This window comes from Pseudomonas halotolerans, assembly GCF_039581215.1.
Classification (GTDB): domain Bacteria; phylum Pseudomonadota; class Gammaproteobacteria; order Pseudomonadales; family Pseudomonadaceae; genus Aquipseudomonas; species Aquipseudomonas tehranensis.
The window spans coordinates 24,745-47,663 of sequence record NZ_JBCNTJ010000022.1; the positions used below are offsets into that span (position 1 = coordinate 24,745).

21 protein-coding genes are annotated in these 22,919 nt (G+C 62.2%); 8 read left to right on the plus strand and 13 right to left on the minus strand.

Features of this window, described 5'->3' with window-relative positions:
* Positions 1–116 precede the first annotated feature (116 nt).
* Together AAIS01_RS23755 and cueR are read left to right on the plus strand one after the other, a co-directional pair.
* Positions 117–2,510 carry a heavy metal translocating P-type ATPase gene (locus AAIS01_RS23755; protein WP_343470967.1) on the plus strand — a complete coding sequence of 798 codons (2,394 nt, stop codon included), beginning with the start codon at positions 117–119 and terminating at the stop codon, positions 2,508–2,510.
* Positions 2,507–2,920, plus strand: coding sequence for a Cu(I)-responsive transcriptional regulator (gene cueR / locus AAIS01_RS23760; protein WP_343470968.1), 414 nt, complete (start codon positions 2,507–2,509; stop codon positions 2,918–2,920). The genes AAIS01_RS23755 and cueR overlap by 4 nt, the downstream gene beginning before the upstream one ends.
* 169 nt (positions 2,921–3,089) lie before the next feature.
* Here cueR and AAIS01_RS23765 read toward each other — a convergent pair whose 3' ends face one another.
* The gene (locus AAIS01_RS23765) at positions 3,090–3,983 is read right to left on the minus strand and encodes a PA4780 family RIO1-like protein kinase (protein ID WP_047227411.1); all 894 of its coding nucleotides are present in this window, start codon (positions 3,981–3,983) and stop codon (positions 3,090–3,092) included.
* A gap of 227 nt (positions 3,984–4,210) precedes the next feature.
* The gene (locus AAIS01_RS23770; RefSeq protein ID WP_343470969.1) at positions 4,211–5,002 is read right to left on the minus strand and encodes an AraC family transcriptional regulator; all 792 of its coding nucleotides are present in this window, start codon (positions 5,000–5,002) and stop codon (positions 4,211–4,213) included.
* Positions 5,003–5,081: 79 nt separating this feature from the next.
* On the opposite strand from AAIS01_RS23770, the gene AAIS01_RS23775 reads away from it, so the two are divergent.
* On the plus strand, positions 5,082–6,110 hold the full coding sequence (locus AAIS01_RS23775) for a bile acid:sodium symporter family protein (RefSeq protein WP_343470970.1): 1,029 nt from the start codon (positions 5,082–5,084) through the stop codon (positions 6,108–6,110).
* Here the strand turns inward: AAIS01_RS23775 and AAIS01_RS23780 are convergent.
* On the minus strand, positions 6,097–7,374 hold the full coding sequence (locus AAIS01_RS23780; RefSeq protein ID WP_343470971.1) for an acetyl-CoA C-acetyltransferase: 1,278 nt from the start codon (positions 7,372–7,374) through the stop codon (positions 6,097–6,099). The two genes, AAIS01_RS23775 and AAIS01_RS23780, sit on opposite strands and share 14 nt — an antisense overlap.
* 144 nt (positions 7,375–7,518) lie before the next feature.
* Between AAIS01_RS23780 and AAIS01_RS23785 the strand changes: the two genes are divergently transcribed.
* Positions 7,519–8,871, plus strand: a complete 1,353-nt coding sequence (locus AAIS01_RS23785) for a 3-oxoacyl-ACP reductase (RefSeq protein WP_343470972.1) — start codon at positions 7,519–7,521, stop codon at positions 8,869–8,871.
* 2 nt (positions 8,872–8,873) lie between these two features.
* Complete coding sequence (locus AAIS01_RS23790) at positions 8,874–9,728, plus strand: MaoC family dehydratase (protein WP_343470973.1); 855 nt, start codon at positions 8,874–8,876, stop codon at positions 9,726–9,728.
* 160 nt (positions 9,729–9,888) lie between these two features.
* Here the strand turns inward: AAIS01_RS23790 and AAIS01_RS23795 are convergent, their stop codons facing one another.
* From AAIS01_RS23795 to AAIS01_RS23810, 4 genes are read right to left on the minus strand one after another with little or no spacing between them, the layout of a single operon-like run.
* Positions 9,889–10,446, minus strand: coding sequence for a DUF4136 domain-containing protein (locus AAIS01_RS23795; protein WP_343470974.1), 558 nt, complete (start codon positions 10,444–10,446; stop codon positions 9,889–9,891).
* Between the two features lie 20 nt (positions 10,447–10,466).
* Entirely contained in the window at positions 10,467–11,084 is a 618-nt protein-coding gene (locus AAIS01_RS23800) for a DUF4136 domain-containing protein (protein WP_343470975.1), read from the minus strand.
* 25 nt (positions 11,085–11,109) lie between these two features.
* Complete coding sequence (locus AAIS01_RS23805) at positions 11,110–11,859, minus strand: methyltransferase (RefSeq protein WP_343470976.1); 750 nt, start codon at positions 11,857–11,859, stop codon at positions 11,110–11,112.
* The gene (locus AAIS01_RS23810; RefSeq protein WP_092395915.1) at positions 11,856–12,161 is read right to left on the minus strand and encodes a MazG-like family protein; all 306 of its coding nucleotides are present in this window, start codon (positions 12,159–12,161) and stop codon (positions 11,856–11,858) included. Before AAIS01_RS23810 ends, AAIS01_RS23805 begins: the two co-directional genes overlap by 4 nt.
* Positions 12,162–12,325: 164 nt before the next feature.
* Here AAIS01_RS23810 and AAIS01_RS23815 point away from each other — a divergent pair, with 164 nt between their 5' ends.
* Together AAIS01_RS23815 and AAIS01_RS23820 are read left to right on the plus strand one after the other, a co-directional pair.
* Positions 12,326–12,619, plus strand: a complete 294-nt coding sequence (locus AAIS01_RS23815) for a hypothetical protein (RefSeq protein ID WP_343470977.1) — start codon at positions 12,326–12,328, stop codon at positions 12,617–12,619.
* A 302-nt stretch (positions 12,620–12,921) separates the two neighbouring features.
* Positions 12,922–14,268 (plus strand): MATE family efflux transporter, encoded by a 1,347-nt coding sequence (locus AAIS01_RS23820; RefSeq protein ID WP_343470978.1) that lies wholly within the window; start codon positions 12,922–12,924, stop codon positions 14,266–14,268.
* Positions 14,269–14,275: 7 nt separating this feature from the next.
* Here AAIS01_RS23820 and AAIS01_RS23825 read toward each other — a convergent pair whose 3' ends face one another.
* The 6 genes from AAIS01_RS23825 to AAIS01_RS23850 form a co-directional block, all read right to left on the minus strand.
* A complete protein-coding gene (locus tag AAIS01_RS23825; RefSeq protein ID WP_343470979.1) occupies positions 14,276–15,073 on the minus strand; it encodes a DUF4123 domain-containing protein in 798 nt (265 codons plus the stop codon).
* The gene (locus tag AAIS01_RS23830) at positions 15,070–16,374 is read right to left on the minus strand and encodes a type VI secretion system Vgr family protein (protein ID WP_343470980.1); all 1,305 of its coding nucleotides are present in this window, start codon (positions 16,372–16,374) and stop codon (positions 15,070–15,072) included. Before AAIS01_RS23830 ends, AAIS01_RS23825 begins: the two co-directional genes overlap by 4 nt.
* Positions 16,375–16,609: 235 nt before the next feature.
* Positions 16,610–18,523, minus strand: a complete 1,914-nt coding sequence (speA, locus tag AAIS01_RS23835) for an arginine decarboxylase (RefSeq protein WP_047227397.1) — start codon at positions 18,521–18,523, stop codon at positions 16,610–16,612.
* Between the two features lie 223 nt (positions 18,524–18,746).
* Positions 18,747–19,118, minus strand: a complete 372-nt coding sequence (locus AAIS01_RS23840) for a translation initiation factor Sui1 (RefSeq protein ID WP_214913519.1) — start codon at positions 19,116–19,118, stop codon at positions 18,747–18,749.
* 171 nt (positions 19,119–19,289) lie between these two features.
* Entirely contained in the window at positions 19,290–19,847 is a 558-nt protein-coding gene (locus AAIS01_RS23845; RefSeq protein ID WP_343470981.1) for an NUDIX hydrolase, read from the minus strand.
* Positions 19,848–19,851: 4 nt separating this feature from the next.
* Positions 19,852–20,919: a DUF2333 family protein gene (locus AAIS01_RS23850; protein ID WP_343470982.1), complete on the minus strand. Its 1,068-nt coding sequence runs from the start codon at positions 20,917–20,919 to the stop codon at positions 19,852–19,854.
* 285 nt (positions 20,920–21,204) lie between these two features.
* Here AAIS01_RS23850 and AAIS01_RS23855 point away from each other — a divergent pair, with 285 nt between their 5' ends.
* Positions 21,205–22,875 carry a diguanylate cyclase gene (locus AAIS01_RS23855; protein ID WP_343470983.1) on the plus strand — a complete coding sequence of 557 codons (1,671 nt, stop codon included), beginning with the start codon at positions 21,205–21,207 and terminating at the stop codon, positions 22,873–22,875.
* Positions 22,876–22,919 lie beyond the last annotated feature (44 nt).

The window sequence follows — 22,919 nt, forward strand, 5'->3', positions numbered from 1 at the left end:
TGGGAGCGGGCTTGCTCGCTCCCACAAGGTGTGTGTACAAGCTTTCGGATTAGCGCTTGACCTTCCCGGCATGGCAAGGTTGATCCTGTAGTCATTCACTACAGGGAGCCTTTCCGATGCCTGAATCCACCACTTTCGATCTGCCGATTGCCGGGATGACCTGTGCCAGCTGCGCCGGCCGGGTCGAGCGGGCCTTGAGCAACGTCACAGGGGCCAGCGCCGTGAGCGTGAACCTGGCGACCGAACAGGCGCGGGTCCAGGCGCCCGGGGGCAGCCTGCCCGCCTTAATGCAGGCCGTCGAGCAGGCCGGCTACAGCGTCCCGGTGCAGACGCTGGAACTGTCCATCGAGGGAATGACGTGTGCCTCCTGCGTTGGCCGGGTCGAGCGCGCCCTGGGCAAAGTCGCCGGGGTGAACCGTGTCAGCGTCAACCTCGCCAACGAACGGGCCCACCTCGACTTGCTTGGCCGGGTCGACCCGCAAACCCTGATCGATGCAGTCAAAGGTGCCGGTTATGACGCCAGTGTCTGGCAGGCCGAGCAACCCCATGACGCGCAAAGCAATCGCCTGAATCGCGAGCGCATGGCCCTGGTGCTGGCGATTTTGCTGTCCGTACCCTTGGTCCTGCCAATGCTCTTGCAACCGTTCGGCGTGCATTGGATGTTGCCGGCCTGGGTTCAATTCGCGCTGGCGACGCCGGTGCAGTTCATTTTCGGCGCGCGTTTTTATATCGCGGCCTACAAGGCTGTGCGTGCCGGGGCGGGGAACATGGATCTGCTGGTCGCCCTGGGCACCAGCGCGGGTTACGGCTTGAGCATTTATGAATGGGCCATCGCCCGCCCCGGCAGCATGCCGCACCTGTACTTCGAGGCCTCGGCCGTAGTGATTGCGCTGGTGTTGCTGGGCAAATATCTGGAAAGCCGCGCCAAGCGCCAGACCGCCAGTGCCATTCGTGCCCTTGAAGCCTTGCGACCCGAGCGGGCGATTCAGGTCATTGAGGGTCAGGAACGGGAAGTTGCCATCAGCGCCCTGCGCTTGAATGATCAAGTGCTGGTCAAGCCCGGCGAGCGCTTCCCGGTGGACGGTGAAGTGCTGGAAGGCCAGAGTCACGCCGACGAGGCCTTGATCAGTGGCGAAAGCCTGCCGGTACCCAAACAGCCCGGCGACAAGGTGACCGGCGGGGCCATCAACGGCGAAGGCCGCCTGCTGGTGCGCACTCAGGCCCTGGGCGCCGAAACCGTCCTGGCGCGCATCATCCGCCTGGTGGAGGATGCCCAGGCGGCCAAGGCCCCCATTCAAAAACTGGTGGATAAAGTCAGCCAGGTCTTCGTGCCGGTCGTGCTGGTATTGGCCTTGGCGACGTTGATCGGCTGGTGGTTGTACGGCGCACCACTGGAAACGGCGCTGATCAACGCCGTTGCCGTGCTGGTGATCGCCTGCCCGTGCGCCCTCGGACTGGCGACACCCACGGCAATCATGGCCGGCACCGGTGTCGCCGCCCGCCACGGAATCCTGATCAAGGATGCCGAGGCCCTGGAGCGCGCCCATGACGTCGACACCGTGGTGTTCGACAAGACCGGGACCTTGACTTCCGGCACACCGCGCATCGCCCATTTGAGCGCCCTGGACGGTGACGAAGACAGGCTGCTGCAAATGGCCGGCGCCCTGCAACGCGGCAGCGAACATCCCCTTGCCAAGGCGGTGCTGGACGCCTGTGCCGAGCGCGGCCTGGATGTCCCGGCCATCAATGACAGCCAGTCGCTGACCGGACGGGGCATTGCCGGCAGCCTCGACGGGCAGCGCCTGGCTCTGGGCAACCGACGCATGCTCGACGAACTGGGCCTGGCCCCCGGTTCGCTGAGCGAGTCGGCCCAGGCTTGGGAGACCGAGGGCCGAACCCTGTCCTGGCTGATCGAACACAACACAACGCCACGGGTGCTGGGCCTGTTCGCCTTCGGGGACACACTCAAGCCCGGCGCACTGGCGGCGGTACAAGCCCTGAATGAACGCCACATCGGCAGCCATCTGCTGACCGGCGACAATCGCGGCAGTGCCCGGGTGGTCGCCGAGGCATTGGGCATCACCAACGTTCATGCCGAAGTACTACCGGCCGATAAGTCCGCCATCGTCCAGCAGTTGAAGAAAAATGCCGTGGTGGCCATGGTGGGCGACGGCATCAACGACGCCCCGGCCCTCGCGGCGGCGGACATTGGCATTGCCATGGGCGGCGGCACTGATGTGGCGATGCACGCCGCCGGTATTACCCTCATGCGCGGCGATCCTCGGCTGGTGCCGGCGGCGCTGGACATCAGCCGCAAGACCTACGCCAAGATCCGTCAGAACCTGTTCTGGGCGTTCGTCTATAACTTGATCGGCATTCCGCTGGCAGCGTTCGGCTTCCTCAACCCGGTGCTGGCCGGCGCGGCCATGGCGCTTTCCAGCGTCAGCGTGGTGAGCAATGCGTTACTGTTGAAACTCTGGACACCCGAGCACCTGGAGGACAAGCCATGAACATCGGCCAAGCGGCCCGCCAGAGCGGCCTGAGTGCGAAGATGATCCGGTACTACGAATCCATCGGCCTGCTCAAGGCGGCTCATCGCACCGACAGCGGCTACCGGATCTACGGCGCCGATGACCTGCACACACTGGCCTTTATCAAACGCTCACGAGACCTGGGGTTTTCATTGGAAGAGGTCGGGAAATTGCTGACCCTCTGGCAGGACCGCCAACGAGCCAGCGCCGACGTCAAGGCCCTGGCCCGGCAACACATCGACGAACTGAACCAGAAAATCCGCGAACTGGCCGAACTACGCGACACCCTCCAGGACCTGGTGGAACACTGCCAGGGCGACCATCGCCCAGACTGCCCGATTCTCAAGGAACTGGCGTCGGGGTGTTGCGAAAAGGCAGTGCGTACCTGAGCGAAGGTGAGAGCCAGCCTGCTGGCGATGACGGCGGCACGTCCAACATCCATGCAAGCTGACCCACCGCTTTCGCGAGCAAGCCCGCTCCCACAAGGGACTGACGGTGGGTAGGGCGCTTTTGCCGGCCACAAAAAACCCGGCCTGAGCCGGGTTTCCAGTCAAGCGGTCACTGCATCCAGGGCGGAGGCGGTTCTTCAGTTTTACCAGGAGGAGCATCGTCAGCAGCACGTACTGCCTGACGACGCTCCTCATCCAGGCGCGCAGCCTCGATTTCACGCATGATCCCACCGACATCCGCCAGTTCTTCGGGCTCGTCGAACTCGCCAGTCAGCACGCTGGCCGGGTGCAAGGTGCCGGCCTCATACAACGCCCACATTTCCTTGGCGTACCGGGTGCGCTTGAGCTCCGGGGCAAACCGGCCGAAGTAGGACGCCATGTTGCCCACATCCCGCTCCAGCATGCTGAAGGCGTGATTGTTGCCAGCGGCGTCCACCGCCTGCGGCAGATCGATGATCACCGGGCCCGTCGGCGTCAGCAGCACGTTGAACTCCGACAGGTCACCGTGCACCAGCCCGGTACACAGCATCAGCACGATCTGGGAAATCAGGAACGCGTGATACTCCCGGGCCTGATCCGGCTCCAGCACCACGTCGTTCAGACGCGGCGCCGCGTCGCCATACTCGTCGGCCACCAACTCCATCAGCAGCACACCTTCGAGGAAGTCGTACGGCTTGGGGACTCGCACCCCCGCCCCGGCCAACCGGAACAGCGCCGCCACTTCGGCATTCTGCCAGGCGTCTTCAGTTTCCTTGCGCCCGAACTTGGAGCCCTTGGCCATGGCACGGGCCTGGCGGCTATTACGCACCTTGCGGCCTTCCTGGTATTCGGCCGCCTGACGAAAACTTCGCTTATTCGCCTCCTTGTAGACTTTGGCGCAACGTAGCTCGTTGCCGCAGCGCACCACATAAACAGCTGCTTCTTTACCACTCATGAGTGGGCGCAGCACCTCGTCGACCAGACCGTCCTCGATCAGGGGTTCAATGCGTTTTGGAGTCTTCATCAGCTTTTATTGGGGGTCCTTTATTACCGAACACGCGAATGACAGTCGTTATACGGCAATCCTCACTCCACGGGGAGGGGTTACCGACTTATGAACCCTAGCGATGCACACAATGTGCCGGATTAAATCGACCGAGCCGAATCATAGCCGAGACAGCGCATGGCGTTGGCAACTGAATGCGCAGGTATTGGCAACAAGAACTGATAGCCACGCCAGGTGCAGCTGATTCAATGTTTAAACAGCTCCCCCGGTGTAAATCCAAACATTGCCTTGAACGCCACGATAAAAGCGGATGTGGAGTCATAGCCACAGGACAACGCCGCGCCGGTCACGCTATCGCCTTTTTCCAACGCCCCCAGGGACGACAACAACCGCGTGCGCTGGCGCCAGGCGCGAAAGCTCAGGCCGGTTTCGCGCTGGAACAGACGCATCAGGGTTTTTTCCGATGTGCCCAGGCGCTCGGCCCACACCTGCAAAGTCACGTTCTGGTCGGGCTGTTCGATCAATTCGTTGCACAACGCCAGCAGACGCCCATGGCGGGGAAGTGGCAGGCAAAAGCCCACCTCCGGCAGTGTTGCCAACTGGTCCAGCAACACTTGCACCAGTCGCGCTTGCTGGGTATCGCCCTGAGCGTAATCGGCCGGCAACTGACAAAAAGCCTTGATCAGCTCCCGCGCCAGCGGCGTGACCTCCAGCACCCGGCAGCGCTCATCGGCCCACGGGCAGGCGTCGCGATGGACATAAAGGCTGCGCATTTCCGCCCGGGTGGAGGTCACCACATGATGCTCCAGGTCGGCAGGGATCCAGATGCCCCATTGAGGCGGAGCAAAAAAGCTGCCTTCGGCGGTGTGCACACCGAGCACGCCACTGATGGCGTAAGAAAACTGCACCCAATCATGACGATGGGCCTGGGTCCACGAACCGGCGCTCAAGCTTTCGACACGGGCATAAAGCGGTCTGGGCAACTCCGTCAGGTCAGGAATACGTCTTTCGAGTTGCTGATGTCCGTTAGTCGGCATGGATTGGCCTTATGTCGCAAGACGGCTACAAGTGTCGACGTTAGGCTAAGTCGACTTTTCTTACAACTTGCGGTGCGGTATGCACATTTTCAGACACCTCAAACGCCTGGTAACCGACTGGTTTCTGTGCGGCATGCTGCTCGCCACCTTGCTGGCGTATCTGTTTCCCAGCTTTGGCGCCACGGGTGGCGCCATGCATGCCGAGTGGGTGGTCAATATCGGCATCTTTGTGGTGTTCTTCCTGCACGGGATAAACCTGTCCGGCGAGCAGATCCGCCACGGTCTGAAAAACATCCGGCTGCACTTGATGGTGCAGGGTTTTACCTTCGGCGTGTTCCCCTTGATCTGGCTGGTCAGCGATTTGCTTCTGGGCCGCCATGTGCCGCCCCTGCTGATGCTGGGGTTCTTTTACCTGTGCGTCCTGCCGTCGACCATTTCGTCCTCGGTGGCGCTGACCGGCAGCGCCGGCGGCAACGTACCGGCGGCGATTCTCAACGCAAGCCTGTCCAGTGTGCTGGGGATTCTCCTGACGCCGCTGCTGGTCAGTTTCGTGGTCGGCAGCGGCGCCGGGGGCATCGACCTGGGGGCGACTTTGCTCGACCTTTGCCTGATGTTGCTGCTGCCGCTGGTGCTCGGACAGTTGCTGCGGCGCTGGCTGGGCGGATTTTTCGGGCGGTATAAACGCTACACCAGCATCATCGACAAACTGGTGATCCTGCTGCTGGTCTACGCGGCGTTCTGCAATTCGATGGTCTCCGGAATCTGGCAACAACAAGGCAACGCCGTGCTGCTCAGTGCATTGCTTGGCAGTGCGGTATTGCTGGCAATCATTTTATGGATGACCACCCGCACCGCCCGGGCCCTGCGGTTCAGCAACGCCGATGAAATTGCGGCAGTGTTCTGCGCCAGCAAAAAATCCCTGGCCGCCGGGGTGCCGATGGCCGCATTGATTTTCGGCAACAACCCCGGCCTGGGGCTGATCCTGTTGCCCATCATGATTTATCACCCGTTGCAGCTGATCGTCTGTTCGATCCTGGCCGAACGCTACGCCAACCGCCAGCGGGAACTGATCCATCAACAACGCGAGGCGCCCCTCAACGCTCGATAATCGCCGTCACACCCTGACCACCGGCCGCGCAGATGGAAATCAGACCACGGCCCTTCCCCGCCGCATCCAGCAATTTGGCGAGGTTGGCGACAATTCGCCCACCCGTGGCGGCAAATGGGTGCCCGGCGGCTAGGGAGCTGCCCTTCACGTTCAGCCGGCTACGATCTATGCCGCCCAACGGAGCGTCGAGGCCCAGGCGCGTCTTGCAATAATCCGGGTCTTCCCAGGCTTTGAGCGTGCATAACACTTGAGCGGCAAATGCTTCGTGGATCTCATAGTAATCAAAGTCCTGCAACGTCAGGCCGTTGCGCGCCAGTAACCGAGGCACGGCGTAGACCGGCGCCATCAGCAACCCTTCTGCCCCGTTGACGAAATCCACCGCTGCCGTTTCGCCGTCGCGCACATATGCCAGGATCGGCAACCCCCGGGACTTGGCCCACGCTTCGCTGCCCAGCAACACCAATGAGGCGCCATCGGTCAGTGGCGTGGAGTTGCCCGCTGTCATCGTGCCCTTGGCGCTTTTTTCGAAGGCCGGCTTGAGGGCGGTGAGTTTTTCCAGGGTCAGGTCCGGGCGCAGGTTGTTGTCCCGCGTCAGGCCGAGAAACGGCGTCATCAAGTCGTTCTGCCAGCCTTCGGCGTAGGACGCGGCCATTTTCTGATGACTTTCCAGAGCCAGTTGGTCCTGCGCCTCCCTGGGAATCTGCCAGGTCTGGGCCATCAGTTCGCAGTGCTGCCCCATGGACAGGCCGGTTCGCGGCTCGCCATTGCGCGGCAATTCGGGAACGAGGTGCTGGGGACGCAGTTGCAGGAAGGTCTTGATTTTCTCGGCGGTGGTTTTGGCGCGATTGGCTTGCAGCAGGATCCGGCGCAGACCTTCGTTGACGCCAATCGGCGCATCCGAGGTGGTGTCGACGCCGCCGGCGATGGCACTGTCGATCTGCCCGAGGGCAATTTTATTGGCCGTCAACAGCACGGTCTCCAACCCCGTCCCGCAAGCCTGTTGCAGGTCGTAGGCCGGGGTGGTGGGCGATAGCCGCGAACCGAGCACGCATTCGCGGGTCAGGTTCAGATCCCGGGAATGCTTGAGCACCGCGCCGGCGGCCACTTCACCGATGTGCTGGCCATGCAGGTTGTAGCGTTCAATCAGCCCCTCGAGCGCGGCGGTCAGCATCGCCTGGTTGCTGGCGGTGGCATAGGGGCCGTTGGAGCGGGCGAAAGGAATACGGTTACCACCAATGATCGCGACGCGGCGTAGCTGTGTCATGAAGAACTCCCTGTGATATCCGGATGCGCCAAGGGGCCTGCGGGAACCCGGCTTCCGTACAAGCTTAGGCTTTATCTGGCTGATCGAACGACTGATCGCCAATCATGGTCCACACTTTGAACCTCATCAGCCGGAGTGTGTTCCATGTCAGACCGTTATATCGACTTCGCCAATTCGCCCTTTGGCCTGCGTCTGGTCGGTGCGCTGGGCCTGCCATCGCCGGCACGCCTGGAGCGCTGGCAGGCCGGGCGGCTGCGGCCGATCGAAGGGGCGTTGCTGTTGGGCGGCGGGCCGTTGACCGAACAGATCGGCGCATTTGCCAAGCGCCTGACCGACGCGATCTTCATCTACGGGGGCGAACCGACACTGGCCACCGAGTGGATCCCCGGTCACGGTCCGAAAATCAAGGCCGTGGTGTACGACGCCAGCCATCTGGCGCAAGCCGATCAGCTCAAGCAACTGCGCGAGTTTTTCCAACCCCTGCTGAAGAACCTCGACCACAACGCCCATGTCGTTATCCTCGGCCGCGCCCCGGAGAGTCTCGCCGATCCGTTTGCTGCCAGCACGCAGCGGGCCTTGGAGGGCTTCAGCCGTTCCCTGGCCAAAGAGTTGCGTCATGGCGGGACGCTGCAATTGCTGTATGTGGGTGACGGCGCCGAGGCCCAACTGGAAGGTGCGCTGCGGTTTTTCCTGTCGCCCAAGAGCGCTTATGTTTCCGGGCAGGTCATTCGTCTCAACGCTTGCAACATTCAAGTCCAGGACTGGACCCGACCGCTCACGGGGCTCAAAGCCCTGGTCACCGGCGCGGCCCGCGGGATCGGCGCCGCCATCGCCGAAACCCTGTCCCGCGATGGCGCCGACGTGATCCTGCTGGATGTTCCGCAGGCCAAGGCCGATCTCGAAGCCCTGGCTGCGCGCCTCAGCGGGCGCAGCATAACGCTGGACATCTGTGCTGACGATGCCGCCACACAGTTGACTGAACTGTTGCCCGACGGCGTCGACATCGTGGTGCACAACGCGGGCATCACCCGGGACAAGACGCTCGCCAACATGACCCCGGAATTCTGGGACGCGGTGCTGGCGGTCAACCTCAACGCGCCGCAGGTGCTGACCAAGGCCCTGCTCGACAGTGGCACTCTGCGGGACAATGGCCGAGTGATTCTGCTGGCGTCCATCAGCGGCATCGCCGGCAATCGCGGCCAAACCAACTACGCAGCGAGCAAGGCCGGGCTGATCGGTCTGGCCCAGGCTTGGGCGCCGGTTCTGCAACCTCGGGGGATCAGCATCAATGCCGTGGCGCCGGGTTTCATTGAAACCCGCATGACCGCCGAGATCCCTTTCACCCTGCGCGAAGCGGGGCGGCGCATGAGTTCCCTGGGCCAGGGCGGCCTGCCACAGGACGTCGCCGAAGCCGTCGCCTGGCTCGCCCAGCCGGGTACGGGCGCCGTTACCGGCCAGACGCTGCGGGTGTGCGGGCAAAGCCTCCTGGGAGCATGACCATGACGATTCAATGGCATGAAGTAAACGCCGCACCCGGTATGTCCGAGCTGTACATGAAAGCCGCGACACGGCGCAAGGTCACTGGAAAAACCTTGCCCCAGGACGGATTGCGCCAAGTGATACAGGTCGATCCGCAACGCCTGGCGGCCTATCGCAAGGTCTGCGGTTTTGCCGAAAACGGACTGCTGCCGCCGACCTACCCCCACGTACTGGCGTTTGCCCTGCAGATGCAACTGCTCACCGCCCGGGATTTTCCGTTCCCGTTGCTGGGGCTGATCCATTTGAGCAATCGCATCCGCGTACTGCGGCCCATGGGCGGGGTCAGCCAAGTGCAGGCCCGCGTCAACGTGCAGAATCTGCAGGCCCACCCCAAGGGCGCGGTGTTCGACCTGGTGACTCGCATCGATGATCAACTGGGGCCGTTATGGGAAGCCGAGAGTCAGATGCTCTGCAAGGGCGTCCAGCTTGACGGCGCGTTGGTGGAAGAGCCGTTGCAAGAGTTCCAGGCGCTGACTGAAGTGGCGCACTGGACCGCGCCGGCTGACATTGGCCGGCAATACGCCAAGGTGTCCGGCGATTACAACCCGATCCACCTGAGCGGCCTCAGTGCCCGGCTGTTCGGTTTCCCTACCGCCATCGCCCACGGGCTGTGGAACAAGGCCAGGACGCTGGCGGCGCTGGATGAACACTTGCCCGATGCCAACGTCGAGATCGATGTCACCTTTAAAAAACCGGTGCGCCTGCCCAGCGAAGTGACACTGCTGGCGAGTGCGGCGGGGTCCAGCGGGGACTTGCGATTGATCGGAGCCGGGGACCTGGAGCATATGGTGGGGAGCTGGCGGCCGGCGGGCTGAGGACCGGCATCTTTGTTGAATGTGATGCCGCTATCGCGAGCAAGCTCGCTCCCACCTTGGTTCTCGGGTGTTCATGAGTCCTGAGTCCGACACAAATCCCCTGTGGGAGCGAGCTTGCTCGCGATAGCAGTGGGTCAGCTTGCATCAAAACTGAATCCGCCTACCGCGGCGGATAGTTCGCCAGAATCCGCGCAACCGTCTCACGCACGGCGGTGCTGCGATCCGTAGGATTGGGCGAGTTGCTGAGCATTCGTTCATCGCTGCCCCGCCACACCAGCTTGCCATCCTTGCCATCGAGCAGATCGATCTGCACCGTGGCGACCTTGTAGCTGATGTTGCGGGTTTCGTTGTACATCGGCCCGCCCCAATAGCCATTCCACGGGCTGCCCCAACCTCCGCCGTAGTTGGTCGTGATCTGTTGCTGGCGATCCTCGACGATCAGGTAAGCCTGGACCATCACATCCCCTCGCCCGCCCGCCTGGGCCGGGCGCAAACCGCGCTGGTCGAGTTGATCGGCAACCGCCTGACGGATCCGCTGTTCGGTCAGGTCGCTCTTGATGCGCGGATCGTCGGGGCGATATTGCAGCGCCGGCTCTTTCCAGCTCCAACTGCGATACGCCGAGAAATCCCGGCTGGTGTCAAAGTCGTGGTTGACCGGGTGACCCGCACAGGCACTGAGCAACAGGGTAAAAGCCAGTAGAGCGAGACGGCGACACATGGTTTTTCTCCGTTGCGTAATCAACTTGGAGGATAAGCCGACAGGGCTTTTTCCACCGCTTCGCGAATGGCATCGGTGCGCGCGCCCTGACTGCCGCGCTGGCTGGTCTCGGCGCTGGCGCTCCACACCGGCTGTCCATTACGGGCATCGAACAGGTCCACTCGTACCACCACGACCTGCTCCCGATAAGTGCGCACCACCGGCACCGAGTGGTACATGCCATAGCCAGGCCCGTAGCGGTCATAACGGTTGTAGCCGCCGTAGTAACCGGAATCATAGTCGTCCCGAACCTGACGCACGCGCGTTTCCAGGCGCAGGTCGGCACTGACGAACAGGTCGGCCGGGCGATTGTCATGCAACGGACGCAGACCGCGCTGATCCAGCGCATTGCTCACCGCTTCAGCCACCTGGGCCGAGTCCGCCCAAGCGGTGCCCGGTGGCAATCGCCCGTTGAGCCAGGCCCAACTGCGATAACGCCCGTAGTCACGGGGTGGCGCGGGGTAAGCGCTGCGGTCAAACACCGTGGCGGCCTCCGGTGGCGCCGGTGGCAGTGGCTTAGACGTGGCGACATACGGGTTGCTGCCCTGGCAGGCAGCCAGTCCCAGGCACAACACCAACAACCCTGAACGACCTTTCATTTCGCGCTCCGATTGCTCTTTCAGATCAGAGGGGACGGCAGACCCAGTGCAGATAACGCCCCAACCCGGCAAACGCCGGATGGCGGCGGTGGGCCAGCTCCATCTCCAGCAACTGCGCAAGCTCCACGCGGCCCTGGAACTCCACCGGCATGTAGTCATGGAAAACCCGCACGCCACTTTGAGTTTCGACCTGCCACAAGCCCTCAAGTTGCGCCGCCAATTCCCGCGGATCAAGGGGTTGTTGCGGGGTCAGGCTTTGTTTTTCACCGGCCATGTCGTTTTTGCGCAACTTGCGAAAATGCCCCTTGAGCAAGTTGCGATAGACCAGCGCGTCGCGGTTGTAGAACGCCAGGGACAACCAACCGCCCGGGGCCGTGAGTTGATGCAGCACCGGCAGGATCGCGTGGGGTTCGGCCAGCCATTCCAGCACCGCGTGGCACAGCACCAGGTCGTAAGGCTCAGTGAGCTGGCCGAGCAGGTCTTGCCACGGCGCCTGGATGAACGTGGCCCTCTGCCCCGCATCGGCAAACCGCTGGCGAGCCCCCTCGAGCATCGGCCCGGCCGGCTCGGCCAGGGTCACCTGATGGCCGCGCTCGGCCAACCACAACGACATGTGGCCCAGGCCGGCGCCAATGTCCAACACACGTAACGGACGCTCAGGCAAGGCTTCAAGCAGATCGGCCTGCAGTACCGCCAGACGGATCGCACCTTTGGCCCCACCGTAGATTTTTTCGGCGAAGCGCGTGGCGAGCTGATCGAAATGACGGTCGCTCATTGGCCGAACCGCCGCTCGCTGTCAGCCAGTTTGCTGCGTACCACAGCCTCCATATCCAACCCCAGTTCGCTGCACAGCAGCAACAGGTACAACACGATGTCACCGACTTCCTGCCCGGCATGGGCCAGTTTGTCCGCCGGCAACTGGCGCGACTGGTCCTCGGTCAACCACTGGAAAATCTCCACCAGTTCGGCCATTTCCACGCTGGCGGCCATGGCGAGGTTTTTCGGGCTGTGAAATTGCCGCCAATCGTTACGGTCACGAATGGCGTGCAGGCGTTCGGTCAGTTCAACAAGGTTCATCGAGGTCTCCTGAATGCGCATAGCTTCGGGGGGATGACGGGGGAAGGCAAGCGTCTCGGTACGAAGCGGCGTTTTGCCCCATAATCGAACGATCTTGGCCTTGCGTCGCTCTTACAACCAGGAGCCCAAGGCTCGATTCCGATCCCTCTCATCAGGACGTACACATGCAGGTAGAAAGTTTTTTCGAATGGCTCGGCCAGGCGCTCGGTTCGGTGATCCGGTTTATCGTCGACCTGCTCAGCGGCCTGTTCAACACCCTGGCCAATGCCGGTGGCAACTTCGTCGATGGCCTGTCGCGCACACTGGGCATGGACGCCTCGATCATCAGCATCCTTGCGCTGATCCTCGGACTGATGCTGCTGTACTCGGCAATCCGCGCATTCATGCGGGCATCGATCATCCTGGGCATTATCTGGTTGGTGCTGGGGTTGTGGCTGTTGAGCTGGATCATTCACTAGCACCAAGATCGCTCCCCATCACAGAGCCCGCGCCAGACGCGGCACCTGCGGCGAGGGAGCTTGCTCCCGCTGGACTGCGCAGCAGTCCCGAATTGGCCTGACGCGGTTTTCCAGACAGACAACGTCAGCCGGTTTTACGACGGCTTCGCCGCCGAGCGGGAGCAAGCTCCCTCACCACAAGAGCAGGATGATCATGGCATTGCACTCAGCGATCCACTCGTTTTCTGCTGATAAGCGTGCCCCCTTTCTGCGTGGGAATACTGCGATAACCCGCTACAATCGCGCTCCGTCAAGGAGCCCTCATGTCCAACCTGATCACCGACTGGCGCGACCGCCTGACCCACCGCCGGGTATGGGCGCTGGCCGCGCCGATGATTCTTTCGAACATTTCCGTCCCGCTGGTGGCGCTGGTGGACAGCACGGTCATCGGCCACTTGCCCCATGCCCATCAGTTAGGCGCGGTGGCGGTCGGGGCGAGCTTGTATACGGTGCTGGCCTGGGCCATGGGTTTCTTGCGCATGGGCTCAACCGGGTTCGCTGCCCAGGCGGCCGGGCGTGGTGATGGCGCGGCGTTGCGGCAGGTGCTGGTACAAGGTCTGCTGCTGGCGATGGGATTGGCGCTGGTGCTGGGGGCGATCGGCGTACCGTTGAGTGGGGTGGCGTTGCATGTCATGCAGCCGTCCGCCGAGCTTGAACAGTTGACCCGAGACTTTTTCCACACCCGCCTGTTTGGCTTGCCGGCGGCGCTGGCCAGTTATGCGCTGGTGGGTTGGTTTCTAGGCACACAGAATGCCCGGGCCCCGTTGGCGATCCTGCTGGTGACCAATCTGGTGAACATCGCCCTGAACCTGTGGTTCGTGATCGGCCTGGACTGGGGCGTGGCAGGTTCGGCCCGGGCGTCGGTGATTGCCGAATGGACCGGTGCCTTGGTCGGTCTGGTCCTAGCGCGCAACACGCTGCGGGCCTGGCCGGGGCAGATCGCCTGGGCGGCCCTGGGGATGTGGCAAAGCTGGCGCCCGCTGCTGGCGGTCAACCGGGACATTTTCATTCGCAGCCTGGCGCTGCAAGCGGTGTTTTTCCTGATCACGGTGCAAGGCGCGCGCCTGGGGGATGCGACCGTAGCAGCCAACGCCCTGCTACTTAACGGCCTGCTGCTGACGGCCCATGCCCTGGACGGTCTGGCCCATGCCGTCGAAGCGCTGTGCGGTCACGCCATCGGCGCCCGCGACCGCCTGGCCCTGCGCCGCTCGTTGGTAGTGGCCTGCGGTTGGTCACTGATTGCAAGTGTGGGTTTTGCCCTGCTGTTTCTGCTCGCCGGGCACCTGTTCATCGATATGCAGACCGATATCCCCGACGTGCGCGACACCGCTTACCGCTACCTGCCTTACCTGGCGGCGCTGCCGTTGATTGCGGTCTGGAGTTATTTGCTCGATGGTCTGTTCATCGGCGCCACCCGCGCCCGGGAGATGCGCAACGGCATGCTCCTGACCCTGTTGCTGGTGTTGCCGTTCGCCTGGGTGCTGCAAGCGCTGGGCAACCACGGGTTGTGGATGACTTTCCTGCTGTTCATGGCATTGCGCAGCCTGACCCTCGGCGCTTTTGCCTGGCGCTTGCAGCAGCGTGACGGCTGGCTCGGCGTCCGCGCCTGAGAACACTTCAACCTTGACTGTTTTGCCACATTTGTCGCAGGTGATTGAGCCGCTCGCGCTGCGAGGCGCCTATCAGCTCTGGAACAGGCCGGGCGTTGGGATATTGCAGCCGCAGCCATAACCAGTCGTCGAGCACCGGCCGCTCGGTAAACCCCAGCTTCAACCCCTGCTGCAAGTCGCTCCATAGCAGACGGTAATCACGCCCGATGGAGCGGGACCATTGCCAGACGTGACGTTCCAGCAGGCATTGCTGTAACTGACGTTGCTGCCGATCGCTGAGGCTGTGCTCGTTTTCCAGCGGCGCCACCACCAGCCCTGGGTTGGACAGTTGCTGCCAGCCCTGGCTGCCAATCGCCCGGTCGGCCCAAGTGCCGCCGAACCAGCGCAACAGGCTGATTGGACCCAGCCAGCAACTGAGCTCCCCCGGGTCGCAACCGTCGAAAAAATAGCTGGCAGTGTGCGGATTGTAGTAGTTCAACAAGGCTTTGTGATGCAGGCCCAACGTCACCGTCAACATGCGTCGCAGATGCACCAGCAATTGCGCGGCCGGTGATGCAGTCACCAACAGCAGCCCCGGCCACGCGCTGACATCCAGATGACACAGACTGGTCAGCGCTGGCGAATGCTGCAGATCCACCAGCAGCGGACCATGCTCCCTCAGCCCGTGCAACTCGGTGCCCTCGAACAAGGCAAAGCTCCGGGCCTCTGCGAACTGCTCCTGCAGACGCCGCGCGGCCGCCGGTGCGCCCGGCACGTCGAGCAGCAGCCATTGAGGCGCTGATCCAGACATGTCGGCGGCACTCATAACGCAGCGCCCACGCCGAGCTGCGTAAGCATGCGACAGGTACACACCGGCTGGGGGCAGGGGCTGAAGCTGCCACCTCCGGGCAACAGGCATAGCAAGACCAGCGGCTCGGCACTCTGGATCGCCGCCAACAAGACCGGGTCGGCTCCCAGCCGGAGCGTTTCGCTTAGGGAAGGCTCTTGCGATCTCTCTGCCAATTCAGGCGTGTCGAGGAATGCGCTGATCAACGGTCTGTCCGGATCGCCTTCGATAAAACTCACCAACACCTCGGTGCCATCACGAATGACTCCAGGCCCGCAGGCTGCCAGCTCCGGCGCCAACGGCAGCCAACAGTAACTGGGGTTGGCTCCTTCCCCTTGATAGGTCCAGTCGAACTGCACCGCCACCCGCCCGGTTACCTGCACCGCCGGCTCTTCCACCGCCACCACCCAGCCCCGCTGCCGGCTCACCATGCGCGGCTTTGCAGGGACCCCGGTCGCCACGAACGGCAGCCCCCAAGAAAGGGCATGAAAGTGATTGTCATAAACGCCGGCCTGACCGCGATGCTCGACCTTCGTCAACAGCCAGCGCTGGTTCCAGCCGTCAAAAGGATGGGCCGTCAGCGACAGTATCCGGCCACAATGCAAGTGCCTCAGATCGCTACGCCCCCGGGCGACCTGCTCCCCCGAGGCATCGACTTGAACGCTGAACGCCCGCACCGCCGGAGCCAGCCCTTCAGCCTCGTACGCAGCCTTGCCTATGGACGGAAAACTGCCCGCACTGTCGGCGAAAACCAGGCAATGCCCGTCCCGAGCCTGTTCGAAATGAAAGTGGATACCCGCCTGAAAGCACACCCGCTGGAGAAACTGCAGGTCCGATTCCCGATACTGAGTACAGAAATCCTGCGGCGGATAATCACCGCTCAAGTCCAGGCACACATGGCGCCCGGCAATGCCATGGGCCTGGAGTACCTGGCGAATGATCTGCGGCACCGAGCGGGCACTGAATACCCGTTGAGTGAAGCGCTGCGCCAGGCAAGCCAGCTTCGGCCCGATGCGCACCCGGCAGCCGGCGCCATGACGACGCTGGACCAGCTCGTGAAGCTGCCCGTGGATACCCCGCCCGCAAGCCCCGAAACTCAACCAGACGCTGCGGTACAGCAGGCTCGCCAAGTCCAGGGGAGTGTCACCGATCAACAGGTCCACTTCAAAGACGAAGGGTTCGCTGATCGCTTCGCTGCCCGTGAAGGCCACGACAACAAAGGATTCGGGCAGACCGGCTATCTCCAGACGAAATGACGGCTCGCTGGCTGGATCGGACATCGGCGTTTCTCTACAGGAGGGGCGGCTGAGGATTCTCGCTGAGAGCCATGGCCGAGTAGAGAGCCCAAGTACAAGTTAGGAAAGGGACTACACGAAATGAGGACTGCACCGGTTAAATGAACCGACATGAGGAAATAACAGCCAGCACAAATAAAAACGCCCTCCGGGACTCTCCGAAAAACCCCGCAGCACACGGTGTATTTTCTGACAGTCCCGGAGGGCGTTCAGGCCCCCATCAGGAAGACAGATAGGACGAACGCGTCAGCCCCAGGCGCAGAGCATCGAGGAACTGGGTGCGCTCGGCGGCACTGATACGGGCGCTGGCGCACTTGTCGCGGTAGTGGGTCATCAACTCCTCCGGCGACAGGTGCACGTAGCGCAGCATGTCTTCGATGGTGTCGTGGGTTTCGATACCGGCGTGGTACACGCTGCCGTCGGCATTCTGGTAGATGTTCACCGAGTCGGTGTCACCGAACAGGTTGTGCATGTCGCCAAGGATTTCCTGGTAGGCCCCCACCAGGAAGATGCCCAACAGGTAATCTTCGCCCGGATTGAGGGAATGCACCGGCAGGCTGGTTTCGATGCTCTGCTCGTCGACGTACTGCTTGATCTTGCCGTCGGAGTCGCAGGTCAGGTCTTGCAGCACGGCGCGGCGTAGCGGCTCTTCATCAAGGCGATGCAACGGCAGGATCGGCAGCACCTGCCCGATGGCCCAGGTGTCCGGCAGGCTCTGGAACACCGAGAAGTTGCAGATGTACTTGTCGGCGAGCTTGTCGTTGAGTTCATCGAGCACCTGACGATGGGAACGCTGGCGGGCCTTCAACGAGTTATGCAGGCGACGGCACACGGCGAAGTAGCACTGCTCGGCCAGGGCCTTTTCCGCCAGGGTCAACTTGCCGTCGGCGTACTGGGCGGCCACGTCGCTCATGTAATGGGTGGCGCGCCAGTAGGTTTCGGTGACCATCTCGATATCGGTCGGGCCCAGCAGGTCAACCAGCCATTGCACGGTTTCCGGCAGGCTTTCCTTGTTTTCGATCACCGGCACGTCGTCGTGGTGTTTCTCGACGTCGGTCACCTGCACCACCAGCATCGCGTGGTGGGCGGTCAAGGAGCGGCCACTTTCCGAGAAGATGTGCGGATGCGGCAGGCTCTGGGCATCGCAGAACTCCTTGAGCATGCCGACCACGACACCGGCGTAATCGTCCATGTCGTAGTTGATCGAACTGGCGTTGCGCGAGTGCGTACCGTCGTAGTCCACGCCCAGGCCACCACCGACATCGATGTGATCCACCGGCAGGCCGAGGTTGCGCAGCTCACCGTAGTAGCGGATCGCTTCCTTGAAGCCATGCTGGTAGTCCGCCAGGTTGGCGATCTGCGAACCCATATGGAAGTGCAGCAGGCGGATGCCCTGATCCAGGCCAGCGGCGCGGAAGCGCTCGACCACCGACAACAGTTGCGCGGCAGACAAACCGAACTTGGACTTTTCGCCACCGGTGTCGGCCCACTTGCTCGACGCCAGGGACGACAGGCGCACCCGCAGGCCGACCTGTGGCTTGACCTTGAGCGATGCGGCTTCTTCGATCACCAGCCCGACTTCGGATTCTTTCTCGATCACGATGAAGACGTTGTGGCCCAGTTTCTGGCCCATTAGCGCCAAGCGAATGAATTCACGGTCCTTGTAACCGTTGCAGACGATGGTCCCGCCCTTCGGCGCCAGGGCCAGCACCGCCAGCAGCTCGGGCTTGGAGCCGGCCTCAAGACCGATGGAAACGTTCTGGGTGGCGATGATGTTTTCGATCACCGCTTCCTGCTGGTTGACCTTGATCGGATACAGCGCGGTGTACTGGCTCTGGTACTCCAGGCGCGCGATGTTGCTGTCGAACGCACCGGTGAGCTGGCGCACGCGGTCTTGCAGGATGTCGGGGAAGCGCACCAGCAAGGGCAGCGACAGGCCGCTCTGGCGCAACTGGTCGACTTGCTCGAACAGGTCGATGGGCGAACTGCCTGGACCGTTCGGACGGACTTCGACGCGACCGGCGTCATTGATCGCGAAATACCCGGCCCCCCAATGGCGGATCCCGTAAACACTGCGGCTGTCCGCAACTGTCCATTGGCTGCCATCGTCTTTGCGTGTGCGTCGTACGGACATCGAAGTCCCCTATAAAGAAGTCAAAATGCACCATCCGGTAGGAGGCTGGCGCAGTCTAGAGAATGGAAATGACGATTTGCCTGTAAGCAAGGTAGACCCTGCTCACAGCGCTGAGTTTAGAAACCCGTTCAGAACAGGCTCTGTGAAAACCATGTGGGCGACGTCGAACCGTGCTGTGCAGAAGGGGTTCGAATCAAGCCGAGGGTGGTTTTCACAGAGGCTGCTAGCCGCCGGACTTTTTCGCCTTGAAGCCGTGTTTGCTCAGTTCCGCCAGCAGCAGCTCGACGTGATCGCCCTGGATCTCGATGATGCCGTCTTTCAACGCGCCACCGGTGCCACAGCGCTTCTTCAACGTGGTGGCCAGTTCCTTGAGCGCGTCCTCGGCCAACGGCACGCCAGTGATCGTGGTCACCGTCTTGCCGCCACGGCCTTTGCTTTCACGGCGCACGCGAGCGATACCGTCACCGGCAGGGATGGCGGTCTGTTTGCAGATGCAGGCATCCACCGGCTGGCGGCAATCAGGACAATGACGACCGGCGTCGGTAGAAAATACCAGGCCGCCCAAGGCGGCGAAGGATGCGGCTTTTTTGGCCACCGGCAATCCTCTTGGGAGGACAAAGACTGGCCGGGCAAAGGTAAGTGCCCCGACCGCGAAGCCCCACTCAGGCAGGGGCAGCGCTACTGGACCGCAGACAGCGGTTCAGCTTGAAAAGTCGCGCAGTGTAACGGCAAAAAGCCGACTTGCTAAGGGCCAATCGGCGCCAATTTAGCGCTTCTTTGCGACATCACCACCATGGGCTCGCAAATAGCGTTCGAGCGCCGCCAGAGAGTCCGGGCAGTATGGCTTGCGCTGGATTTCATCAAGCACCTGATCGACAGGCAGGAAACGCGCCTCGAGCACCTCTTCAGGTTGCAGGATCAACGGCCCGTCCCACACCGCCGAGAATGCCGAGCACCATAGGCGACTGCCGCTGTCTTCGAAATAAAAATGATCATGGGCCGACAGTTCGACACCGCTCACGCCCAACTCTTCGGCCAGCTCTCGGGCAGCCGACTCGGCGTAGGTCTCGTTGGCCTGCACCATCCCGCCCGCCGCCACGTCCCAGAAACCGGGATAGATCGCCTTGCTCAGGGTCCGCCGATGAACGCACAGTTCACCGGCCGAGTTGAACAACATGATGTAGGAGCCGCGGCCGATCAGGCCGCGCTCGCGCAGGTCCGAACGCACCAGGCTGCCCAGCAGATTGTCGTCTTCATCGACCCAGGCAATAAGCTCGGCATCCGAGGCCGCTCGATGAGCGACCTCCCGGAGGCTTTCGTCCATCTGATCAGCCCTGGTTCAGCAATTGCCGCAAATCGATCACCGCCGCATTGGCGCGTGAAATGTAGTTGGCCATCACCAGCGAGTGGTTCGCCAATACACCGAAGCCGCTGCCATTGAGGATCATCGGGCTCCAGACCGGCTCCTGAGAAGCCTCCAGCTCACGAATGATCTGTCGCACGCTGACCGTGGCGTTTTTCTTGGCGAGCACATCGGCGAAATCCACTTCGATGGCGCGCAGCAAGTGCGACAGCGCCCAGGCCTGGCCGCGAGCTTCGTAGAACACATTGTCGATTTGCATCCAGGGGGTTTCGACCACCTCCTCGTCCACTTGCGGTACCTGGCCCGGCGCCGGGACTTCGGTTTTCAGCGAAGTGTTGAGCTTGACCCGACCCACACTGGCCGACAGGCGCTGGGACAGCGAACCCAGACGAGTGCCGACATCGCCCAGCCAGTTGTTCAGGTTATCGGCGCGAGCGTAGAACAGCGCGCTTTTCTGGTTCGGGTCGGACAAGCGCGCCTGATAGCGGCTCAGCAGAGCGATACCTTCCTGATATTCCGACTCGCTGGAAGGCAGCACCCAGCTGCGGTTATCGAAGTTGAAACGCGGTTCAGCCTTGGCCAGGTCGGCGTCCTCGGCGGACTGGGACTGGGATCGGGCGAAGTCTTTGCGCAGCGCGCGACTCAGGTCGCGAACCTGCACCAGCACGCCGTATTCCCAGCTCGGCATGTTGTCCATCCACAGGCCCGGCGGGAAACGATCATTGGAAATGTAGCCGCCCGGCTTGGTCAGCAGGGTCTCGGCCACGGTCTTGAGGGTCTCGACGGTGGTGTAGCCGAGCACCATTTGCCTGCCATCCTTCTCGGCGGCCGCCTGGGCGTTTTGCTGCACGGGAAACAGGGCGGGCTCCTGGCTCCAGTACCAGCCGACGGCAATGGTCACCAGCAGGTACAGACCGACCAGCGTGGCCAGCGCCCGGCTGAAAAACATCCCGCCCAGGTAGCTGCGGGTGGCCGATTTCGGCTCGGCGGCACGTTCAGGCGCGCTACCCGCGCGGTTTTTCCAGTCCAGCATGGCGATGTCCCTTCAATCACTTGAGTTCACGGTTCGACCACAACCCTACGCCATCGTGCCTGATTTGAAACGCGATAATGCGGCGCAAACCATGCCGACCACGACAGGGCAATCGAACGGCCACTATAAAGGAACCGCTGCCACCAGCCTACGAGACTGACCGGTCATAAACTGAATGCCTTCCCAAGACAGAATATTGACGTATGACACTCATGCCAATGAAAAGAGGTGCTAGCATAGAGCCACCAGTCGATCTCAGCATGCACCCTAACTAGTAGTCAGGATATGACCGAGCCAGAAGACCCCAGCCGTGAGCGCCTCAAGCACCACTTTGCCCAGCGGGTAATTCACCAGGCTCGCCAGATCCTGGAGATTTGGCAGCGCCTGCAACGCAGTGAATGGTCAGGCGTCGACCTGTCGGAGCTCAGCGAAGCCAACCTGCGCCTGCTGCGCTTTGCCGAGCGCTTCGAGCAACCGGAGCATGCCCATCTGGCCCAGGGCATCAGTCAATCGCTGCAAGCGGTGGAAGCCAATCGCGGACGCCTAAGCAGCCACCTGATCACTGAAATCAACCGACTGATGCAGCGCCTCTCCCGCACCGGCCTGCGCCATGGCGACCAACTCGAACAAACCTTTCTGCCGCCGCTACGCAAACCCATCTATGTGATGTTGCAGGACCATGACCGTGCCGAGCGGCTGGCCAAGCAGTTGGAGTTCTTCGGCCTCAGCGCCCAGGCGCTCGACAGCGTGGCGGCGTTCCGGGCCTCGATGGTCGAGCGCTTGCCGGCCGCGATTGTCATGGATGTGGACTTCAGCGGCCCCGGCATCGGCCTGAAACTGGCCGCCGAAGCCCAGGAAGGCCTGGAGCAACCGCTGCCTCTGCTGTTCTTCAGCCTGCTGGAAACCGACACGCCGACACGCCTGGCCGCCGTGCGCGCCGGAGGGCAGGAGTTCCTCACCGGCACCCTGGAAGCCTCGAGCCTGCTGGAAAAGATCGAAGTGCTGACCTGCGTTGCCCAGTACGAACCCTACAAAGTGCTGATCATTGATGACTCCCGTGCCCAGGCCTTGCACACCGAGCGCCTGCTCAACAGCGCCGGTATCGTCACCCGCACGCTGATCGAGCCGATCCAGGCCATGGCCGAGTTGGCGGATTTCCAGCCCGATCTGATCATCCTCGACATGTACATGCCCGCCTGCACCGGCACGGAGCTGGCGAAGGTGATCCGCCACAATGACCGCTATGTCAGCGTGCCGATCATTTACCTGTCCGCCGAAGACGACCTGGACAAGCAGCTCGACGCCATGAGCGAAGGCGGCGACGACTTCCTGACCAAACCGATCAAACCCCGGCACCTGATCACCACCGTGCGCAACCGCGCGGCCCGGGCCCGCAACCTCAAGGCACGGATGGTCCGCGACAGCCTCACCGGACTTTACAACCACACCCATATCCTGCAATTGCTCGAAGACTGCTGCTTCCGCGCTCGCCGTGAGAGCAAACCGCTGAGCTTTGCCATGCTGGACATCGACCATTTCAAACGAGTCAACGACAGCCATGGCCACCCCATGGGCGACCGGGTGATCAAGAGTTTGGCGCTGTTTCTCAAGCAGCGGCTGCGCAAGACCGACTTCATCGGCCGTTATGGCGGTGAAGAGTTCGCCATCGTCATGCCGGACACGGACATCGAAGCGGCCTACAAGGTATTGGATGAGATCCGTCAACGCTTTGCCGAAATTCACTACCCGGCGCAGCCCCAGGACCTGTGGTGCACCTTCAGCGCCGGCGTGGTGCAGATGAGCGATGAGTCCGACAGCCTGATGATGGCCAGCCAGGCGGACGAAGCGCTGTACCGCGCCAAGCACGCAGGGCGCAATCGGGTACAAAGCGCGCGGCAATCAAAGCAAAGTGCCACCTTTTCATCGGAATCGACCGATTCAGTCATAAACCTGTAACTCAAACGCAATAACTTCAGGCACTTACGATTCTGCCCTTGGTA